Below are 19,277 nucleotides of genomic sequence, written 5' to 3' on the forward strand. Positions count from 1 at the left end.
CGCCGGACGGGCGCGGGCGTCAGGATTCCGTTAGGGTTTCGGGCTGCTGCGCGCGGCGTCGCCGGGAGGCGCCCGGGGGCGTCAGACTTCTCTCGTGCAGCGATTCGCGATGCTCCCCGTCCGGCGCCAGCTGGCAGCCGCGATCGCCGGCGTCGTGATGCTCGCGCTGGTCACCGTCGCCGTGGCGCCGTCAGAGGAAGGGGAGGGGTTCCTCGTCGCCGCGCTGCTCTATCAGCTCGTCGTCGTGGCGGCCGCTGTGTTCGGCGGGCTCGTGGTCGCGCTGGCCGCGGCGACGGCGGCGGGGCTGCTGCTGAACTACTTCTTCGCCGATCCGGTGCATACGGTGCAGGTGACCGACGGCGCGCACGCGGTGGCGATCGTGGTGTTCCTCGCCGTCGGAGCCATCGTCAGCCTCGTGGTCGGGCAGTCGGAGGCGCGTCTCGCGCTCGCGCAGCAGACGACCGCCGCCGAGAGCCGCGCGGTCGCGGCGCAGGACGCGGATCGGATGAAGACGGCGCTCCTCGCCGCGGTGGGGCACGATCTGCGCACCCCGCTGGCCGCGGCGTCGGCGGCCGCGACGAGCCTCGCCAGCGAGGACGTCGTCTGGACGACGGAGCAGCGTGCGGAGCTGCTGGCGTCGACGATCGGCGCGCTCGAACGTCTCGAGCGCCTGATCGACGATCTGCTCGACACGTCACGGCTCGACGCGGGGGTCCTGCCGGTCTCGCTCGAGGCGATGCGCGTGGAGGACGCCGTCGCGCTCGCGCTCGACGAGTTCGGCGATGCGGGCGACGCCGTGAGCGTGAGCATCGCGCCGGAGCTGCCGGATGCCCGTGCGGATCCCGTGCTCGTGCAGCGCGTCGTCGTCAACGTCGTCGGCAACTCCCTGCGGCATGCCGGGGGAGCGGTCGAGATGCGCATCGGGGTCGCGGGTCCGGTTCAGGGCGCCGGGTCGGAGGGCGCATCGCCGCGGCCCGCGGTCGAGCTCGCCGTCGTCGATCACGGGCCGGGCATCCCGCCCGAGTCCCTCGAGGACGCCTTTCGCCCGTTCCGTCGTCTGGACGACCGCGGCACGGGGGTCGGACTCGGCCTCGCGCTGTCCCGGGGCTTCGCGGAGGCGATGGGGGGAGCCCTCTCGATCGGCCCGACGCCGGGAGGCGGGCTCACCTGCGTACTGGCCCTTCCGGTGTCGGACGCCGTGACGAGGCTCGCCGGGGAGGGGGAGGGATGAGCATCCTCATCGTCGAGGACGACCCCGCCATCCGGCGCACGCTGGCACTCAACCTCGAGGCGCGCGGCTACGCGGTCGCCGAAGCGGCGGACGGGGACGCCGCCGTGAAGGCGATCGCGACGAACGAGCCCGCCCTCGTCGTCCTCGACCTCGGTCTTCCCGCGCTGGACGGGATCGAGGTGATCACGACCGTGCGCGGCGCGCACCGGATGCCGATCCTCGTCCTCAGCGGACGGTCGCAGACCGCCGAGAAGGTCGCGGCGCTCGACGCGGGGGCGAACGACTACGTGACGAAGCCCTTCGCGATCGACGAGCTCCTCGCCCGGATCCGCGCCCTGCTGCGGACCGCGCCCGCGACGCCCGAGGACGTCGACGGGCATCGCATCGGCGACACCCTCGTCGACCTCGTCGCACACACCGCCACGCGGGACGGCCGGTCGGTGCATCTGACCGCGACGGAGTGGGCGATGCTCGAGGTGCTCCTGCGCAACGTGGGGCGGCTCGTCGGCAAGCGGGAGCTCCTCACCACGGTGTGGGGCCCCGCGTACACGGGGGAGGACGCCTACCTCCGGCTCTACATGAGTCAGCTGCGCCGGAAGCTGGAGCTCGATCCGGCACGACCGCGACACCTGCTCACGGAGCCGGGTCTCGGCTACCGCTACCGGCCCTAGCCGGGATCCTCCGCTCCGTCGAGCGGGCTCATGCGGCGAGGCCGCGCCGCTTCAGCAGCGGCGCGATCTCGGCGTCGCGACCGCGGAAGTCACGGTACGCGTCGAGGGGATCCTTCGCCCCTCCGACGCCGAGGAGGCGCTCGCGGAACCGATCGCCGCCCGCGCGCGTGAGGCCGCCGTTCTCGCGGAACCACTCGACCGTGTCCGCATCGAGCACCTCGGCCCAGATGTAGGAGTAATAGCCCGCGCTGTACCCGCCCGCGAAGATGTGCTGGAAGTAGGTCGACGAGTACCGGGAGGGCACGGCCGGCTCGTCGAGGCCGATGTCCGACAGCGCTGCCGCCTCGAAGGCCGCGACGTCCGTGACCCGGGCGGCGTCCTCCGCCGAGAGCGCGTGCCAGGCCTGGTCGAGCCACGCGGCGGCGAGGTACTCGCTCGTCGCGTAGCCCTGATCGAACGTCTCGCTCGCCCTCAGCCGCGCCACGACGTCGGCGGGCAGCGGCTCGCCCGTGACGTGGTGCACGGCGTAGTTCGCGAGGATCTCGGGCCAGAGGATCCACATCTCGTTCACCTGGCTCGGGAACTCGACGACGTCGCGATGCACGGCGGTGCCGCCGAAATGCGGATAGGTCACGTGCGCGAAGAGCCCGTGGAGGGCATGGCCGAACTCGTGGAAGAGGGTCGTGACGTTGTCGAGCGTGAGGAGGGTCGGCTCACCGGGGCCGGGCCGCACGACGTTGAGGTTGTTGACGACGACCGGCTTCGTGCCCCGCAGCTCGGACTGCACGACGAGCGAGTTCATCCATGCTCCGCCCCGCTTGCTGTCCCGCGTGTAGAGGTCCAGCAGGTAGAGCCCCAGGGCGGAGCCGTCCGCGTCGAAGACCTCGAACGTGCGCACGTCGGGGTGATAGCCGGGGAGATCGGCGCGCTCGCGGAACGAGAGCCCGTAGAGCTCGTGCGCCGCATGGAACACGCCGTCCTGCAGCACGCGCTCGGCCTCGAACCACGGGCGCAGCGCCGCCGCGTCGATGTCGTACTCGGCCTGGCGCACCTTCTCCGTGTAGAAGGCCCAGTCGTGCGCCTCCAACGGGAACGGCTCCGGCTCCGTCTCGTCGACGATGCGCTGCAGCGCCTCCTTCTCGCGCCGGGCGTTCGCGGACGCCGGGGCCGCGAGCCGACGGAGGAGGTCGCGGACGGCCTCCGGCGTCCCCGCGGTCTCGTCCGACGTCACGTAGGCCGCGTGCGACGCGTATCCGAGAAGCTCGGCGCGTTCGGCGCGCAGGCGGACGATCTCCCGGACCACGTCGGCGTTGTCGTGGGCGTTGCCGCGCGCCGCACGGGAACGGGAGGCCTCGAGGATGCGCCGGCGGGCGTCGCGGCGCACGAGCGACGCGAGATACGGATGGCCTGTGAAGAGCGTGAGCGTGACGACGTGCTTGCCGTCGAGGCCGCGGTCGCGCGCCGCCTCGGCGGCGGCGGAGAGCTCGCCGTCCGTGAGCCCCTCGAGCTCGTCGGCCGAGTCGAAGACGACGGCGAGGTCGTTGGCGTCGGCGAGCAGGTTCTTCTCGAACTGCGTCGTCAGCGTCGACAGGCGGGTGTTGATCGCGGTGAGCCGCGCTTTCGCGGCGGCGCCGAGCGCGGCGCCGGAGTGCGTCATCCCCACGTAGCGGCGTTCGACGAGCCGACGCTGCTCCGGCGTGAGCGCGAGGGAGTCGAGCTGCTCGTGCACGGCGGCGATGCGCGCGTACAGCACCCCGTCGAGAGAGATCGAGTCGGAGTGCGCGGAGATGAGCGGGGCCAGCTGCTCGTCGACCTCCTGAATGGCGTCGGTCGCGTCGGCCGAGTTGACGGTGTAGAACGCACGGGCGACGCGGTCGAGCAGTTCGCCCGCTCGTTCGAGGGGTTCGAGCGTGTTCTCGAAGGTGGGGGCATCGGGATTCGCGGTGATCGCGGCGACCTCCGTCCTGTGCTCGGCGAAGGCGCGCTCGAACGCGGGCAGGTAGTGGCCGGGCTCGACGGCGGCGTAGTCGGGGATCCCGTACGCGAGGGGAGACGGCGCGAGAAGGGGGTTGAACGCGGGCACGGCTGACATCCTGACAGCCTATCGACCGCGTGAGCGCGCGATCAGTCGCGGATCGGTCGCGAGATCGCGGTGCCGTCGGCCTGGAGCACGACCTCGATGCCCGAGTCGAGCTCGGCGATGGGGCGGTCCTCGAGCCACGTCAGCGTCCAGGAGGGGTGCGGCGCCTCCGGAGCCAGATCGGCCTCCACGCGTGCGATCTCGTCGCGCAGCCCGGCGGGCACGCCGGCCGGAGGAGTGGAGCCCGCCGGCCAGCGCGTGCCCATCCGCATCAGAGGGCCTCCGCCTCGGCGAGGGCGATCCGGGTGACGGCGAACGCGTCGCCGTCCGCGATGTCGAGCTCGGCGATGCGCCCCACGGCCCGGAGATCGTCGGCGGCGAGGCGGAGCGCGGTCGCCTGTGCGGCCGGAGCGGTGATCGCCGCGTGGTCGACCGGCGTCTTCTGGGACGCCTTGGCCTCGGTCTTGGCGCGACGGATGCCGATGAGCGCCTCGCTGGCGGCGACGAGGACCGCGGGGTCGCCCCCCAGTCCGCTCGCCTCCGGCCATCCGGCGCGGTGGACCGAGCCCTCCTGGAACCAGGACCACGCCTCTTCTGTCGCATACACGACCACCGGCGCGAGGAGGCGCAGGAGCGTCGTCAGCGCGGTGCGCAGCGCGACGGCCGCCGAGTCCCCGGCGGGGCCGCCGGCGTAGGCGCGCTCCTTGACGAGCTCGAGGTAGTCGTCGCAGAACGTCCAGAAGAACGCCTCCGACACCTCCAGGGCCCGCGCATGGTCGTAGGCGTCGAGCGCCTTCGTCGCCTGGGCCACGACGTCGTCGAGCGTCGCGAGCATCGACAGGTCGAGCGCCTCGGTCACGGTCGCGCCCTCGGGCGCCTCGAAGCCCAGCACGAACTTCGCCGCGTTGAGCACCTTGATCGCCAGGCGCCGGCCGATCTTGATCTGCGTGGGGTTCTGCGGGTCGAACGCGGCGTCGGTGCCGAGGCGGCTGGAGGCCGCCCAGTATCGGACGGCGTCCGACCCGTGCTTCTCCAGGATGTCGGCGGGCGTGACGACGTTGCCCTTCGACTTCGACATCTTCTTGCGGTCGGGGTCGACGATGAAGCCCGAGATCGCCGCGTGCGCCCAGGGCGCGCGGTCGTCCTCGAGGGCGCTGCGCAGGAGCGTCGAGAAGAGCCACGTGCGGATGATGTCCTGGCCCTGCGGCCGCATGTCGAACGGCGCCACGAGATCCCAGAGCTCGGCGTCGCGCCGCCATCCGCCCGCGAGCTGCGGGGTGAGCGACGACGTGGCCCAGGTGTCGAAGACGTCCGTCTCGGCCTCGAAGCCGCCCGGGACGCCCCGCTGCTCGGCCGTGTATCCCGGGGGGACGTCGCTCGAGGGGTCGACGGGGAGGCTCGCGGCGTCCGGGACGATCACGCGCGCGTAGTCCCGCTCGCCGTCCTCGTCGAGCCCGTACCAGACCGGGATCGGCACGCCGAAGAAGCGCTGGCGCGACACGAGCCAGTCGCCCGTGAGGCCGTTCACCCAGTTCTCGTAGCGGACGCGCATGAACTCGGGGTGCCAGTCGATCCGCTGTCCGAGCTCGACGAGCGTCGTGCGCAGCTCGGCGTCGCGGGCGCCGTTGCGGATGTACCACTGGCGCGTCGAGACGATCTCGAGCGGGCGGTCGCCCTTCTCGAAGAACTTCACGGGGTGCGTGAAGGGGGCCGAGACGCTCTCCAGCTCTCCCGACTCCTCCAGCAGCTCGACCATCCGCTTCTTCGCACTGAACACGGTCTTGCCCGCGAGCTCGGCGAAGGCGGCCTTGCCGGCATCCGATGCGATCGCCTCGGGCGCTTCGGCCACGACGCGTCCGTCCTTGCCGATGATCGTGCGGTTCGGCAGGTCGAGCTCGCGCCACCAGACGACGTCGGTCACATCGCCGAAGGTGCAGATCATGGCGATGCCGGAGCCCTTGTCGGGCTGCGCGAGCGGATGGGGCAGCACCGGCACCTCGACGCCGAACACCGGCGTCGTCACGGTCGAGTGGAAGTGCGGCTGGTAGCGCTCGTCGTCCGGGTGCGCGACGAGCGCGACGCACGCGGCGAGCAGCTCGGGGCGCGTCGTCTCGATCCGGATGTCGCCGGAGCCGTCCGTCTTGTGGAAGGCGAGCCGGTGGTAGGCGGCCTGCTGGTCGCGGTCCTCGAGCTCGGCCTGCGCGATCGCCGAGCGGAAGTCGACGTCCCACAGCGTCGGCGCGAGGCTCTGGTAGGCCTCGCCGCGCTCGAGGTTGTTCAGGAAGGCGAGCTGGCTCGTGCGGATCGTGTCGTCGGAGATCGTGCGGTAGGTCTGTGTCCAGTCGACGCTCAGGCCGAGCGTCCGCCAGAGATCCTCGAAGGTCTTCTCGTCCTCGACCGTGAGCCTCTCGCAGAGCTCGATGAAGTTGCGGCGGCTGATCGGCACCTGGTCGGCCGCCCTGATCGTCTTCGTCGTGCCCTCGAACGGCGGCGTGAAGCCGGGGTCGTAGGGGAGCGAGGGGTCGCAGCGGACGCCGTAGTAGTTCTGCACGCGTCGCTCGGTCGGCAGGCCGTTGTCGTCCCAGCCGATCGGGTAGAAGACCGTCTTGCCGCGCATGCGCTCGAAGCGCGTCTTCACATCGGTGTGCGTGTACGAGAACACGTGGCCGATGTGGAGGCTTCCGCTCGCCGTGGGCGGGGGGGTGTCGACGGAGAAGACGCCGCCGCGGCCGGAGGCCTTCGCCGCATCGCGGTCGAAGAGGTACGTGCCCTGCTGCTCCCAGGTCTCGCCCCACTTCGCCTCGAGACCCTCGAGGGCGGGCTTGTCGGGAATCGCGGCCATGGGGATCTCCTTGCGCGGTATGTGCGGCACGGTGTCTGCGTGCCTGAGTGTGGTGGCGGGTTCCAGTGTAGCCGGGAGGTCCCGAGGGTCGAGCGGAGCGGCACTCGGCAGGGCGCTCGGCAGGGCGCTCCGGCACCGACCGCCGGAGATCCCGCGAACGCCGGAGCGGTTCCCCGTATCTCGTCCGGCGTTCGCGGGATCTCCGGTCCCCAGGACCGGAGGGCTTCGGGCCGGCGGCGGAAAACGCGGGTGCGATCCCCCGACGTCTCGTGCACAGCCGGCGATCGCGGCCGCGGATCTCCACATCTGCGACGTGAGGTCCCCGCAGCCCCGAACGGGCGGCGATCGTGGAGGAATGGACCTGTTCTCGGCTCTGGCGACCCGCGACGGCGTTGCGCGCGTGCGGACCCTGCGGGCCGGCGGGGTGAGCGATCAACAGATCAGACGCGCCGCTCGGACCGGCGACGTCGTCCGTCCGCGTCGCGGATGGGTCGCGCGCGCCGACGCCGACGCCGCTCTCATCGCGGCGGCGGAGGTCGGGGTCGTCGTCACCTGCATCTCTGAAGCCGCCCGGCTCGGACTCTGGACGATCGACGACGGCCTCTGGCACGTCGGCATCCGCTCCAACGGCAAACTGCTGCGGGAGACGTCGGCGCACGTGCACTGGGGCACGCCGGTCGTTCCGCGCCATCCGGACGATGTGGTCGATCCGGTCGAGAACGTCCTCGTGCTGGCGGCGGTGTGCCAGCCGTATGAGAACGCCCTCGCGATCTGGGAGTCGGCGTGGCGCAAGGGGAAGGTCGACATGGAGGTCCTCGCCGGCCTGGAACTGCCTCCCGCGGCGCGCAGGCTCGTGGCGGATGCGATGCCCTTCGCCGATTCCGGTGTCGAGACGCTCGTCGTGCCACGTCTCCGCTGGATGCGGCTGCCCCTGCGTCGGCAGTTCTGGATCGCGGGCCACGCCGTCGACCTCCTGATCGGCGACCGGCTCGTGCTCCAGATCGACGGCGGCCACCATATCGGCGAACAGCGGGACTCCGACAACGAGCACGACGCGCGCCTGCGGCTCATGGGCTACCACGTCATCCGCGTGAGCTACCGGCAGGTGCGATTCGACTGGGCCACGGTGCAGGAGCTCATCGTCCGCGCCGTGGCGCAGGGGCTTCACCGCGCACGGCCGTGAGGGAACCGCGCCTCCCGCGTCGAGCGGCGTCCGGCCGCGAACGCCGGACATTCCGCGAACGCCGGAGCGGTTCCCCGTATCTCGTCCGGTTTCCGCGGGATCTCCGGTTCTGGGTCGGCGTCGATGGATGCGTTCGGGTGTCGTGGAACCAGCCACGGCGCACGGAGGCTAATCCCGCACCTGGATGCCGGTGGCCGTCGCGAAGGCGGGGGCGAGCATCCGCACCTGCTCCTCGGAGAGCGTCGTGCCGCGGAGGGCGAGCACGTCGAGATAGGCGAGCGCATCGAGACCGCGGAGGTCGACGTCGGACGCCCGCATGCCGCGCGGATCGACCTCGTCGGCGCGGGAGCCGTCGAACGCGACGCGCGTGAGCTGCGCCTGCGGCAGGTCGAGCGCGCGGATGGCGCTGCCGCCGATGAGGACGTCCTCCGCACGGGCGCCCGCGAGCGTCAGGTAGTCGATGCGGAGGTCTCGCAGCTCGAGCTCGGAGACCCGGGCGCCCGTGAGGTCGAGCGTGCCGATCCGCCCGCCGGCGATGCGGAGGCGGCGGATGGTCGTGTCGCGAGCGGAGATCGAGACCGCGCGGATGTCCGTGATCTCGACGTCGACGAGGGTCGCGCCCCGCAGCGCGAGCGCGTGCACCGACGGCGACGGGATGCGGCACTCCTCGAGAGAAGCGTGCTCGAGGTCGACGTCGCCCGCCAGGCCGACGACCCGCGCCCGCCGCAGATCCGCCGAGCGGCGCGCGGACGCGTCCTCGAGCTCCGACGGCAGATCGGGCGCGCCGATCCGCGGCGCGATGGGATGCGTCTGCTGTCTGGCCATGCTCCGACTGTACGGTCGCGGTCGGACGCCCCCGCGTCCCGAGCGCCGGAGATCCCTCGAACGCCGGATCGACGCCGCGGAACCCCTCCGGCGTCGGCGGGATCTCCGGTCCTCGGCGCTGCAGTTGCCCGAACGCCCGGCGCTCCGCACGCGCGCGGCGCGGCATCGCGATAGCATGGACGCATCGGCATCGATCCGGCCATCACCGGGGAGCCCGCGGAAGAACGGGAACGCAAGGACCCCATTAGAACCGCGCGGGGCAGGCCCGTCACAGCCGCTGTGAGAGTGGCGTCGTCGACGACGCAACGCGGGGTGGTACCGCGGCCCCTGTCGTACGAACGGCAGGGCGTCGTCCTCGCAGTCCCTATGGAACTGCTGGAGTGAGATGACCTACCCGAAGTCCTCGTTCGGCCCCGCGGCCGAGACGACCCCCGTCGTGCCGAGCCCCCGCTTCCCGCAGATCGAGCGGGAGATCCTCGACTTCTGGGCGGCGGACGACACCTTCCGCGCGTCGATCGCGCAGCGCGAGGGGGCCGACGAGTGGGTGTTCTACGACGGCCCGCCGTTCGCCAACGGCCTGCCCCACTACGGCCACCTCCTCACGGGCTACGCGAAGGACCTCTTCCCGCGGTTCCAGACCATGCGCGGGAAGAAGGTCGACCGCGTCTTCGGATGGGACACGCACGGGCTTCCCGCCGAGCTCGAGGCCATGAAGCAGCTCGGGATCACGGAGAAGGACGAGATCCTCGAGATGGGGATCGACGCCTTCAACGCCAAGGCGCGCGAGTCGGTGCTCGCCTACACGCGCGAGTGGGAGGACTACGTCACGCGCCAGGCGCGCTGGGTCGACTTCGAGCGCGGATACAAGACGCTCGACCCGACCTTCATGGAGAGCGTGCTGTGGGCGTTCTCGTCGCTCTACGACAAGGGGCTCGCGTACGAGGGGTACCGCGTGCTGCCGTACTGCTGGCGGGACCAGACGCCGCTGTCGAACCACGAGCTGCGGATGGACGACGACGTCTACAAGCTGCGCCAGGACCCGTCCGTCACGGTGACGTTCCCGCTCGTGGGCGCGAAGGCGGAGGCTCTGGGCCTCACGGGCGTCCGCGCGCTCGCGTGGACGACGACGCCCTGGACGCTGCCGACCAACCTCGCCCTCGCCGTCGGGCCCGCGATCGAGTACGCGGTGCTGCCGGCGGGCCCGGCGGGGGCGGCCGACGTCCACCGGGCGCCCGACGGCGCCGCCGACGACCTCCTCGAGGCGTCGTCGCACAGCTACCTGCTCGCCGCCGATCTCGTGGCCGGCCACGCCAAGGACCTCGGCTACGCCTCGGCCGAGGCGGCGCATGCGGCGATCGAGCGCACCGTGCGCGGCGCCGAGCTCGCGGACGTGGCGTACGACCGGCTCTTCGACTACTACGCCGACGCCGAGGCGTGGGGCACGCAGGACGCGTGGCGCATCCTCGTCGACGACTACGTCACCACGACCGACGGCACCGGCATCGTGCACCAGGCTCCGGCGTACGGCGAGGACGACAAGCGCCTCGCCGACGCGGCGGGCATCCCGACCATCGTGAGCCTCGGAGACGACGGCCGCTTCCTGCCGCAGGTGTCGGACGTCGCGGGCGAGCTGTGGCTCGACGCGAACCGTCCGCTCATCCGGTCGCTGCGCCAGGCCGGCCGGCTGCTGCGCGAGGCGAGCTACGAGCACTCCTACCCGCACTGCTGGCGGTGCCGGAACCCCCTCATCTACAAGGCGGTGTCGAGCTGGTTCGTCCGTGTCACCGACATCAAGGACCGCCTCGTCGAGCTCAACGAGCAGATCACGTGGGCGCCCGAGAACGTCAAGCACGGACAGTTCGGCAAATGGGTCGAGGGTGCTCGCGACTGGTCGGTCAGCCGCAACCGCTTCTGGGGCTCGCCGATCCCGGTGTGGAAGTCGGACGATCCGGAGCACCCGCGCGTGGACGTGTACGGCTCTCTCGCCGAGATCGAGCGCGACTTCGGGCGGTTGCCGCGCAACGAGCGGGGGGATGTCGACCTGCACCGCCCGTACATCGACGAGCTCACGCGTCCCAACCCGGACGACCCGACGGGGCGGAGCACGATGCGCCGCATCGAGGACGTCTTCGACGTCTGGTTCGACTCCGGCTCGATGCCGTTCGCGCAGGTGCACTACCCGTTCGAGAACAAGGACTGGTTCGAGTCGCACGCGCCGGCCGACTTCATCGTCGAGTACATCGGGCAGACGCGCGGATGGTTCTACGTCATGCACGTGCTGTCGGGCGCGCTCTTCGACCGCCCGGCGTTCACGGGCGTCTCGTGCCACGGCATCGTGCTCGGCAGCGACGGGCAGAAGATGTCGAAGTCGCTGCGCAACTACCCCGACGTGTCGGAGGTGCTTGAGCGCGACGGATCGGACGCGATGCGCTGGTTCCTCATGGCGTCGAGCGTGCTGCGCGGCGGGAACCTCGTCGTGACCGAGGAGGGCATCCGCGCGGGCGTGCGCGAGTTCCTGCTGCCGCTGTGGAACTCGTGGTACTTCTTCGCGACGTATGCGAACGCGGCGCGCGCCGCGGGCCCGGGCGGTGCGGACGGCGCGGGCTACGAGGCCCGCCGGTCGACGACGTCGACGGATGTGCTCGACCGGTACATCCTCGCGCTCACGGGGGATCTCGTGCGCGACGTCGCCTCCGACCTCGAGCAGCTGGACTCCACGACGGCATCGGCGCGGCTGCGCGACTTCGCCGAGGTGCTCACGAACTGGTACATCCGCCGGTCGCGTGACCGCTTCTGGCAGGGGGTCTCGGAGGATCCGAGGAGCCGCGAGGCGTTCGACACGCTCTACACGGTGCTCGAGACGCTCACGCGCGTCGCGGCCCCCCTCATCCCGCTCGTGGCCGAGCGCGTGTGGCAGGGGCTCACGGGCGGCCGCAGCGTGCATCTGGAGGACTGGCCGGACGCTGCGGAGTTCGCGGACGCCGCGGACATCCGTGCCGCCATGGACGCCGTCCGCGAGACGTCGAGCGTCGCGAACGCGCTCCGCAAGAAGGAGGGTCTGCGCGTCCGGCTTCCGCTCGCGAGGCTCACGGTCGTCACGGAGGGTGCGGACGGCCTCGCGCGGTTCGATGACATCCTGCGGGACGAGCTGAACGTCAAGGCCGTCGAGCTCGTGGAGCTCTCGGAAGGCACGGCGGAGGTGTACGGCATCTCGCACCGTCTCACGGTGAACGCCCGCGCGGCGGGCCCCCGCCTCGGCAAGCAGGTGCAGCAGGTCATCGGGGCGGCGAGGTCGGGCGACTGGTCGGAGGTCGACGGCGTCGTCACGGCCGGGGGCATCGTGCTCGAGCCGGGCGAGTTCGACCTCGCCCTCGACACGTCGGGTCGTTCCGAGGGCGAGGCGATCGCCACCCTCCCGTCGGGCGGGTTCCTGCTGCTCGACACCACGACGACGCCCGAGCTCGAGGCCGAGGGGCTGGCACGCGACGTCATCCGCGCCGTGCAGGACACGCGCAAGGCCGCGGGCTTCGAGGTGAGCGACCGCATCCGCCTGCAGCTCGCCTTCGCGGACGCCTCGGATGCGGCGTCCGTCCGGACGGCGTGGGATGTCGCGGACGTCGCGGGGGAGACCCTCGCCGTCGAGCACGTCGTCCTCGACGGGACCGGGACGGAGCCGGCCGAGCGCACCGTTACGGTGCCGGCCGGGACATATGCGAACGCCGGCGATCTCGTGATCGCCGTCTCACGGGTGGGAGGCGCCGCATGAGCGCACGCGACAGGGAACGCGCGGACGCCGTCTACGATGCGCTGCTGGGGCGGGCGGGGGAGCAGTGGGTGCAGCCGCGCGTGGAGCGCACGCGGCGCATCCTCGAGCTCCTCGCCGATCCGCAGCGCACGTACCGCGTCGTGCACATCACGGGGACGAACGGGAAGACCTCGACGGCGCGCATCGTCGAGAGCCTCGTGCGGGCGCACGGTCTGCGCACGGGCCTGTTCACGAGCCCGCATCTGACGAGGTTCACCGAGCGCATCCTCATCGACGGCGAGCCGATCTCCGACGCCGCCGTCGCCGACGCCTGGGACGAGATCGCTCCGTTCGTCACGCTCGTCGACGCGGAGCTCGCGGCGGAGGGCGACGCGTCGCTGACGTTCTTCGAGCTGCTGACGGTGCTCGCCTTCGTCGCGTGCGCGGACGCCCCGGTCGACGTGCTCGTCCTCGAGGTCGGGATGGGCGGCAGCTGGGACTCGACGAACACCGCGGACGGCGACGTCGCGGTGTTCGCCCCCATCGACGTCGATCACGTGAATCGTCTCGGCGCGACCGTGCCGGAGATCGCCGAGGTAAAGGCGGGGATCATCAAGCAGGGCGCGGCCGTCGTCTCGGCGGCCCAGCGTCCCGAGGTCGAGGCGATCATCCGCCGGGTCGCGGCCGAGCGGAACGCCACGGCCGTGTTCGAGGGGCAGGACTTCGCGCTCACGGACGATCGCCTCGCGGTCGGCGGCCAGCTGATCTCGGTGAGGGGGCTCGCCGGCGCGTACGACGAGGAGTACCTGCCGCTCTACGGGCGTCATCAGGGCGAGAACGCCGCGCTCGCGATCGCCGCCGTCGAGGCGCTCATCGGGGCGGGCGCCCAGCGGATCGCCGGCTCCGTCCTCACCGACGGGCTGCAGCAGGTGACCTCGCCCGGGCGTCTGCAGCTGGTGGGGGTCGAGCCGACCGTGCTCGTCGACGCCGCGCACAACCCGCACGGCGCGCGCGCCCTGGCCGCGGCGCTTCGGGAGGCGTTCGACTTCGACGAGTGGGGCGTGGTGCTCGGGGTGCTGAGCGACAAGGACGCCGCGGGGATCGTCGCGGAGCTGTCACCGGTGGCGACGCACGTCTTCGCCACCGCGCCGGCGTCGGACCGCGGGGGAGACCCCGACCGGCTCGCCGACCTGGTGGAGGCGGCGGGACTGCGCGTGACGGTGCATCCCGGCATCGACGACGCGGCCGATGCCGCACGCGACTGGGCGCGGTCGGGCGAGCGACGGGCCGTCGTCGTCGCCGGATCGGTCGTGCTCGCGGGCGAGGCCGTCGTGCTCGCCGAGGAGGAGGAGTGGAAGCCGGTGGGCGAGCGATGAGCGACGCTGCGCCCTCGCCGGGCCGGCCCCGGTACCGGACGCTGCCGGAGAAGATCGGCTCCGTGGTCCTCGGCTTCGAGTCGATCGTCGTCTTCCTCGCGGGGCTGTCCGTCTTCGGTCTGCGCGCGCTGCCCGAGCAGGTCGCGCCGTGGTGGGGCGTCGTCGCCGGCGCCATCGTCGCCGTGCTCATGATCGTCACGAGCGGACTGCTGCGCTATCGCTGGGCGTTCGCGGTGGGATGGGCGCTGCAGGCCGTGACGGCGCTGGGCGCCGTCTTCGTCCCGGCGATCCTCGTCGTGACCCTCGTGTTCGGCGGCATGTGGGCGTATGCGACGATCGGAGGGGCGCGGATCGAGCGGCGCGTCTCGGCGCAGCGCGCCGCGGGCGCCGCGTCCGATTGACCCCACGATCGCGCAGACCCCCGCCCTCCCACAGAAAGGCAGTTCCATGGCCATCGAAGAGACCCTCGTCCTCGTCAAGCCCGACGGCGTCGCCCGCGGCCTCACCGGGGCGATCCTCTCGCGCATCGAGGCGAAGGGCTACACGCTCGTCGACCTCAAGCTCGTCGAGCCGAGCCGCGACGTCCTCGCCCGTCACTACGCCGAGCACGAGGGCAAGCCGTTCTACGAGCCGCTGCTGGAGTTCATGCTCTCGGGCCCCGTCGTGGCGGTCCGCGTCGCGGGCGATCGCGTGATCGAGGGCTTCCGCTCCCTCGCCGGCACGACCGATCCGACCACGGCCGCCCCCGGCACCATCCGCGGCGACCTCGGGCGCGACTGGGGCGTCGCGGTGCAGCAGAACCTCGTGCACGGCTCCGACAGCACGGAGTCGGCCGCCCGCGAGCTCGGCATCTGGTTCTCCTAGGCCGTCGGCGGGACGGGCGGATCCCCGGCTCGTCCCGCCCTCCCGAGGACGGCCGGGGCGTCAGAAGAGCATCTGGAGCACGCCGAGCCGCAGCTGCGCCATCACCGCAATGGCGACGTAGCTGAGCACGGTCAGGAGCGGCAGCCAGCCCATGAGGGCGTCGGCGCTCTTGCGTGCAGCGCGCGGCAGGGGCACGGCGCCGATGCGGACGACATGGAGCGCCACCGCGTAGAACGACGGGATGGTCACGGCCCACGTGACCATGCACCACGGGCAGAGCGTGCCGATGACGAAGATGCTCTGCGAGACGAGCCAGCAGACGAACGCGAACGCGAACGTCATCCCCAGGGCGAAGAGCGCCCAGAACCATCTCGCGAACCGGGCCCCCGCGAGGACGGCGACGCCCACCACGATGGGGGCGATCCACCCGCCCAGGCCGATGATCGGGTTCGGGAACCCGAAGACCGCGCCCTGCCAGGAGTCGAGGTTCTTGCCGCACTGCACGAGCGGGTTGAAGTCGCATCCGAGCGACGCCCCCGGGTTCTCCAGCAGATGGAACTTCTCCTGCGTGAGCGAGAAGGCCGCCCACCAGCCGACGATGCCGGCGAGGACGAGCCAGACCGCCAGGGCGGTGGGTCGCGTGCGGGTGTCGGGCATTCCCGGATTATCGCATCGGCGCCTGCAGGAGAGCCGCGGGCGGGCCGAACGCGGACGTCCGGCGGAGAGCCACGAGGACTCCGCGCGCCGGAGTGGATGCGGGTGGACGGCGAGTGGTGAGATAATGGACGTCGACGCGCGTGCCGGCCACGCCGGCACGTCGTCGGTGGACAAGACTTCGGGGCAATGGCTGCCCCGCGCGATCAGAGCGATTTGCCGGTCGCATGCCGATGGAGTTCGCGGCCCCATCATGCGGGGCCGCACGAGAATCACGGGTGGAGATCCGCCCCAGGGAGTACGCCAGCGATGGCTGAATCGAACAACGACACAGATGGAACCTTCGACGCCGAGGCGAACGGCGGCGCGGACACCGCGGCGCCCGACGAGCGGGTGACGCAGGGCGAGGGCACGGCCGATGCGGCGATCGTCCCGCCGGACGAGGGGGAGACGGCCCAGGGGCCCGCGGGCGAAGAGCAGGGGCCCGCGGGCGAGGAGCAGGAGGTCCCGGACGCCGCGTCCGAGCCCGCGACGGCGGTGAGCCTCGGTCTCCTGCCCGCGGAGTTCGTCTCGCGCGTGTCGACGGAGCTGCACTTCTATGCGCCCGCGTCGCTGCCCGCGCTTCCCGAGCCGGAGCCCGAGCCCGAGCCCGAGGAGGAGGCGTCGTCGAACGGCCGCCCCGCGCGGCGCCGGCGGCGTCGCGGCGGCTCGGACGGGGCGGAGGAGGCTCCGCAGGAGGATCCGCGTCGTCGCCAGCGGGTGGTCGAGGTCATCACCGAGCCGCAGCGCATCAAGGGCTCCACGCGCCTCGAGGCCAAGAAGCAGCGTCGCCGGGACGGACGCGAGGCCGGACGCCGTCGCCCCGTCGTCACCGAGGCGGAGTTCCTCGCACGTCGCGAGTCGGTCGATCGCCAGATGATCGTGCGCTCGAAGAGCGGGCGCATCCAGATCGCGGTGCTCGAGGACGACGTCCTCGTCGAGCACTACGTCGCGCGCAACCAGGACGCCTCGCTCATCGGCAACGTCTACCTCGGCCGCGTCCAGAACGTGCTCCCGAGCATGGAGGCCGCCTTCGTCGACATCGGCCGCGGCCGCAACGCCGTGCTGTACTCGGGCGAGGTGGACTGGGACGCCGTCGAGACCGGCAACCAGCCGCGCCGCATCGAGCTCGCGCTGAAGCAGGGCGACCGCGTGCTCGTCCAGGTCACGAAGGACCCCGTCGGGCACAAGGGCGCGCGCCTGACCAGCCAGATCTCGCTGCCCGGCCGGTACCTCGTGTACGTGCCGAACGGATCGATGAACGGCATCTCGCGCAAGCTGCCCGACACGGAGCGCGCGCGCCTGAAGAAGATCCTCAAGGAGGTGCTCCCGGAGTCCTCGGGCGTCATCGTGCGCACGGCGGCCGAGGGCGCGACCGAGGATCAGCTCACGCGCGACGTCAACCGCCTCACGGCGCAGTGGGAGCACATCAACGAACTCGTGCAGAAGGGGAACGCCCCGACGCTGCTGCACAGCGAGCCGGACCTGCTCGTCAAGATCATCCGGGACGTCTTCAACGAGGACTTCACGAAGCTCCTCATCCAGGGCGAGGAGGCGCAGCAGACGATCGTGAGCTACCTCACGGGCGTCGCGCCGGATCTCCTGGACCGCGTCGAGAACTACGAGGGCGATCGCGATCCGTTCGACGAGTTCCGCGTCACGGAGCAGATCGAGAAGGCGCTGGACCGGAAGGTCTGGCTGCCCTCGGGCGGCTCTCTCGTCATCGACCGCACGGAGGCGATGACGGTCGTCGACGTCAACACGGGCAAGTTCGTCGGCACCGGCGGCAACCTCGAGGAGACCGTCACGAAGAACAACATCGAGGCGGCCGAGGAGATCGTCCGTCAGCTGCGGCTGCGCGACATCGGCGGCATCATCGTCGTGGACTTCATCGACATGGTGCTCGAGTCGAATCGCGATCTCGTGCTGCGCCGTCTCGTGGAGTGCCTCAGCCGGGACCGGACGAAGCACCAGGTCGCCGAGGTCACGTCCCTCGGCCTCGTGCAGATGACCCGGAAGAAGCTCGGGCTCGGACTGCTCGAGACCTTCAGCGAGGCGTGCGAGGTGTGCGCGGGCCGGGGCGTGGTCGTGCACCACGACCCCGTGACGAAGCATCGCTCCTCCGGCGGCGCAGGCAACGGCGGCGGACGGCGTCCGCGCGCGTCCCAGGGCTCGCAGGGCCCGGCCTCCGCCCCGCCCTCGTCCGCCTCGGCCCACGTCATCACCGACGGCGTGAAGTCGGCGCTGGCGCAGATCGCGGCGTCCACGATCCCGAAGCAGGAGGTCGAGAGCGAGGAGGCCGCCCCCGCCGAGGAGCCGCAGACGGTGACGTCGCTCGGGATCGCGCTGCCGGAGGGACCGCGCAGCGCCCCCCAGGCGCAGAGCGAGGACCGCGAGCGTGCTCGGCGTCCGCGCAAGAAGCGCACCGTCGAGAAGCCGGCGTCGGTGGCGCCGGCCTCGGAGGCGGCCCAGCTCCTCGACTCCGTGCTGGAGGCGCTGCCCGAGCCCAAGGCCCCGGGCCAGGGGCGCGGACGCCGACGCGTGACCACGGCGGCGCTGACGGGCACGGCGGTCGCCGTGACGCCCGGCGCGCCCGAAGGGGACTGAGGCGAGCGGCGCCCGGGACCGTCAGCGTCGGTCCCGGGCGCGCACGCGCAGCCCGGAGGCGATGAGCGCCCTCGTGAGCTCGTGCGCGGACACGGGGCGCGCACCGGCCGCGATGAGCCGGGGGAGCGCCTCTTCCGCGACGTCGTAGTGGTCCAGGTCGAAGGCGCGGGCCGGCAGGGCGTTGGCCGCCGCGAAGGCGTGCAGCTCGTCGAGGCTCGCATCGCTCACGAGGTGCGCCCACAGCCGCCCATGGGCGGGCCAGAAGGCCTGGTCGACGAGAACGGTCACGGAGATCCACCCTACGGAGAAACCGCCGCGACGCGCCGATCCGGCGCTTTTGCCCGAAACGCCGTCCATCGGGTAAACTCGATCCTTGGTGCGTCCCCTGTCGCGCGCTCTCCCACTGGCGGCGCGACGAAAGTCTTGCCCGAGACGCACCTCGCACATCCCGTGCGAAGAGCAAGCGAAGTCTTCCCGTGAGATTCGGAAGCCCATGCGCTTCCCCAATGAAACAGGTATGAACGTGGTTTACGCAGTTGTTCGCGCCGGTGGCCGGCAGGAGAAGGTCGAGGTCGGGACCATCGTGACGCTCGACCGCCTCAAGGCTGCCGAGGGTGAGACGATCGAGCTGCCCGCCGTCCTCTTCGTCGACGGCGACGCCGTGACGACCGACGCCGACAAGCTCGCGAAGGTCACCGTCACCGCCGAGGTCCTGGGCAACCTGCGCGGTCCCAAGATCGTCATCCAGAAGTTCAAGAACAAGACCGGCTACAAGAAGCGCCAGGGACACCGTCAGGACCTGACGCGCGTCAAGGTCACCGGCATCAAGTAAGCGGAAGAGGCTCTCGTAATGGCACACAAAAAGGGCGCAAGCTCCACCCGCAACGGTCGCGACTCGAACGCTCAGCGCCTCGGCGTGAAGCGCTTCGGCGGCCAGGCCGTCAGCGCCGGCGAGATTCTCGTCCGCCAGCGCGGCACGCACTTCCACCCCGGCGCCAACGTGGGCCGTGGCGGCGACGACACGCTCTTCGCCCTCGCGGCCGGCGCCGTGGAGTTCGGCACCAAGGGCGGCCGCAAGGTCGTCAACATCGTCGCGGGCGAGTGATCACCGCAGACGCTTTCAGCATCTGAACGGGGCGGGCTTCGGCCCGCCCCGTTCT

The 19,277-nt window shown here is 71.6% G+C and carries 16 protein-coding genes; 10 read left to right on the top strand and 6 right to left on the bottom strand.

Annotated elements, in window-relative coordinates; all coding sequences use genetic code 11:
* The first annotated feature begins 94 nt into the window (after positions 1-94).
* Positions 95-1,231: a sensor histidine kinase gene (locus N8K70_RS07970; protein ID WP_317141052.1), complete on the top strand. Its 1,137-nt coding sequence runs from the start codon at positions 95-97 to the stop codon at positions 1,229-1,231.
* Positions 1,228-1,902: a response regulator gene (locus N8K70_RS07975; RefSeq protein WP_317141053.1), complete on the top strand. Its 675-nt coding sequence runs from the start codon at positions 1,228-1,230 to the stop codon at positions 1,900-1,902. The genes N8K70_RS07970 and N8K70_RS07975 overlap by 4 nt, the downstream gene beginning before the upstream one ends.
* Before the next feature lie 28 nt (positions 1,903-1,930).
* On the opposite strand, the gene N8K70_RS07980 is transcribed toward N8K70_RS07975, so the two are convergent.
* Genes N8K70_RS07980 through valS form a run of 3 tightly spaced genes read right to left on the bottom strand, consistent with a single transcriptional unit; the run spans position 1,931 to position 6,824 of the window.
* Positions 1,931-3,994, bottom strand: a complete 2,064-nt coding sequence (locus N8K70_RS07980; protein WP_317141054.1) for a M3 family metallopeptidase — start codon at positions 3,992-3,994, stop codon at positions 1,931-1,933.
* A 32-nt stretch (positions 3,995-4,026) separates the two neighbouring features.
* Positions 4,027-4,254, bottom strand: a complete 228-nt coding sequence (locus tag N8K70_RS07985) for a hypothetical protein (protein ID WP_317141055.1) — start codon at positions 4,252-4,254, stop codon at positions 4,027-4,029.
* Entirely contained in the window at positions 4,254-6,824 is a 2,571-nt protein-coding gene (gene valS / locus N8K70_RS07990) for a valine--tRNA ligase (RefSeq protein WP_317141056.1), read from the bottom strand. The genes N8K70_RS07985 and valS overlap by 1 nt, the downstream gene beginning before the upstream one ends.
* A gap of 424 nt (positions 6,825-7,248) precedes the next feature.
* On the opposite strand from valS, the gene N8K70_RS07995 reads away from it, so the two are divergent.
* On the top strand, positions 7,249-8,007 hold the full coding sequence (locus N8K70_RS07995; RefSeq protein ID WP_317141057.1) for an endonuclease domain-containing protein: 759 nt from the start codon (positions 7,249-7,251) through the stop codon (positions 8,005-8,007).
* Positions 8,008-8,175: 168 nt separating this feature from the next.
* On the opposite strand, the gene N8K70_RS08000 is transcribed toward N8K70_RS07995, so the two are convergent.
* Entirely contained in the window at positions 8,176-8,832 is a 657-nt protein-coding gene (locus tag N8K70_RS08000) for a pentapeptide repeat-containing protein (protein WP_317141058.1), read from the bottom strand.
* A 385-nt stretch (positions 8,833-9,217) separates the two neighbouring features.
* Here N8K70_RS08000 and ileS point away from each other — a divergent pair, with 385 nt between their 5' ends.
* Genes ileS through ndk form a run of 4 tightly spaced genes read left to right on the top strand, consistent with a single transcriptional unit; the run spans position 9,218 to position 14,817 of the window.
* Entirely contained in the window at positions 9,218-12,598 is a 3,381-nt protein-coding gene (ileS, locus tag N8K70_RS08005; protein WP_317141059.1) for an isoleucine--tRNA ligase, read from the top strand.
* Positions 12,595-13,953: a bifunctional folylpolyglutamate synthase/dihydrofolate synthase gene (locus N8K70_RS08010; protein WP_317141060.1), complete on the top strand. Its 1,359-nt coding sequence runs from the start codon at positions 12,595-12,597 to the stop codon at positions 13,951-13,953. The genes ileS and N8K70_RS08010 overlap by 4 nt, the downstream gene beginning before the upstream one ends.
* Positions 13,950-14,354, top strand: a complete 405-nt coding sequence (locus N8K70_RS08015; protein WP_317141061.1) for a DUF4233 domain-containing protein — start codon at positions 13,950-13,952, stop codon at positions 14,352-14,354. Before N8K70_RS08010 ends, N8K70_RS08015 begins: the two co-directional genes overlap by 4 nt.
* Before the next feature lie 46 nt (positions 14,355-14,400).
* Positions 14,401-14,817: a nucleoside-diphosphate kinase gene (gene ndk / locus N8K70_RS08020; protein WP_317141062.1), complete on the top strand. Its 417-nt coding sequence runs from the start codon at positions 14,401-14,403 to the stop codon at positions 14,815-14,817.
* A gap of 60 nt (positions 14,818-14,877) precedes the next feature.
* On the opposite strand, the gene N8K70_RS08025 is transcribed toward ndk, so the two are convergent.
* Positions 14,878-15,474 carry a vitamin K epoxide reductase family protein gene (locus N8K70_RS08025; RefSeq protein ID WP_317141063.1) on the bottom strand — a complete coding sequence of 199 codons (597 nt, stop codon included), beginning with the start codon at positions 15,472-15,474 and terminating at the stop codon, positions 14,878-14,880.
* A 306-nt stretch (positions 15,475-15,780) separates the two neighbouring features.
* Between N8K70_RS08025 and N8K70_RS08030 the strand changes: the two genes are divergently transcribed.
* Complete coding sequence (locus N8K70_RS08030) at positions 15,781-18,117, top strand: Rne/Rng family ribonuclease (RefSeq protein WP_317141064.1); 2,337 nt, start codon at positions 15,781-15,783, stop codon at positions 18,115-18,117.
* 21 nt (positions 18,118-18,138) lie between these two features.
* Here the strand turns inward: N8K70_RS08030 and N8K70_RS08035 are convergent, their stop codons facing one another.
* Positions 18,139-18,405 (bottom strand): DUF4031 domain-containing protein, encoded by a 267-nt coding sequence (locus N8K70_RS08035; protein ID WP_317141065.1) that lies wholly within the window; start codon positions 18,403-18,405, stop codon positions 18,139-18,141.
* A 235-nt stretch (positions 18,406-18,640) separates the two neighbouring features.
* On the opposite strand from N8K70_RS08035, the gene rplU reads away from it, so the two are divergent.
* Entirely contained in the window at positions 18,641-18,949 is a 309-nt protein-coding gene (gene rplU, locus N8K70_RS08040) for a 50S ribosomal protein L21 (protein ID WP_317141199.1), read from the top strand.
* Positions 18,950-18,967: 18 nt separating this feature from the next.
* The gene (gene rpmA / locus N8K70_RS08045; RefSeq protein WP_317141066.1) at positions 18,968-19,222 is read left to right on the top strand and encodes a 50S ribosomal protein L27; all 255 of its coding nucleotides are present in this window, start codon (positions 18,968-18,970) and stop codon (positions 19,220-19,222) included.
* Positions 19,223-19,277: the final 55 nt, after the last annotated feature.

The sequence above is a fragment of the Microbacterium sp. AB genome, from assembly GCF_032878875.1.
GTDB lineage: Bacteria > Actinomycetota > Actinomycetes > Actinomycetales > Microbacteriaceae > Microbacterium > Microbacterium betulae.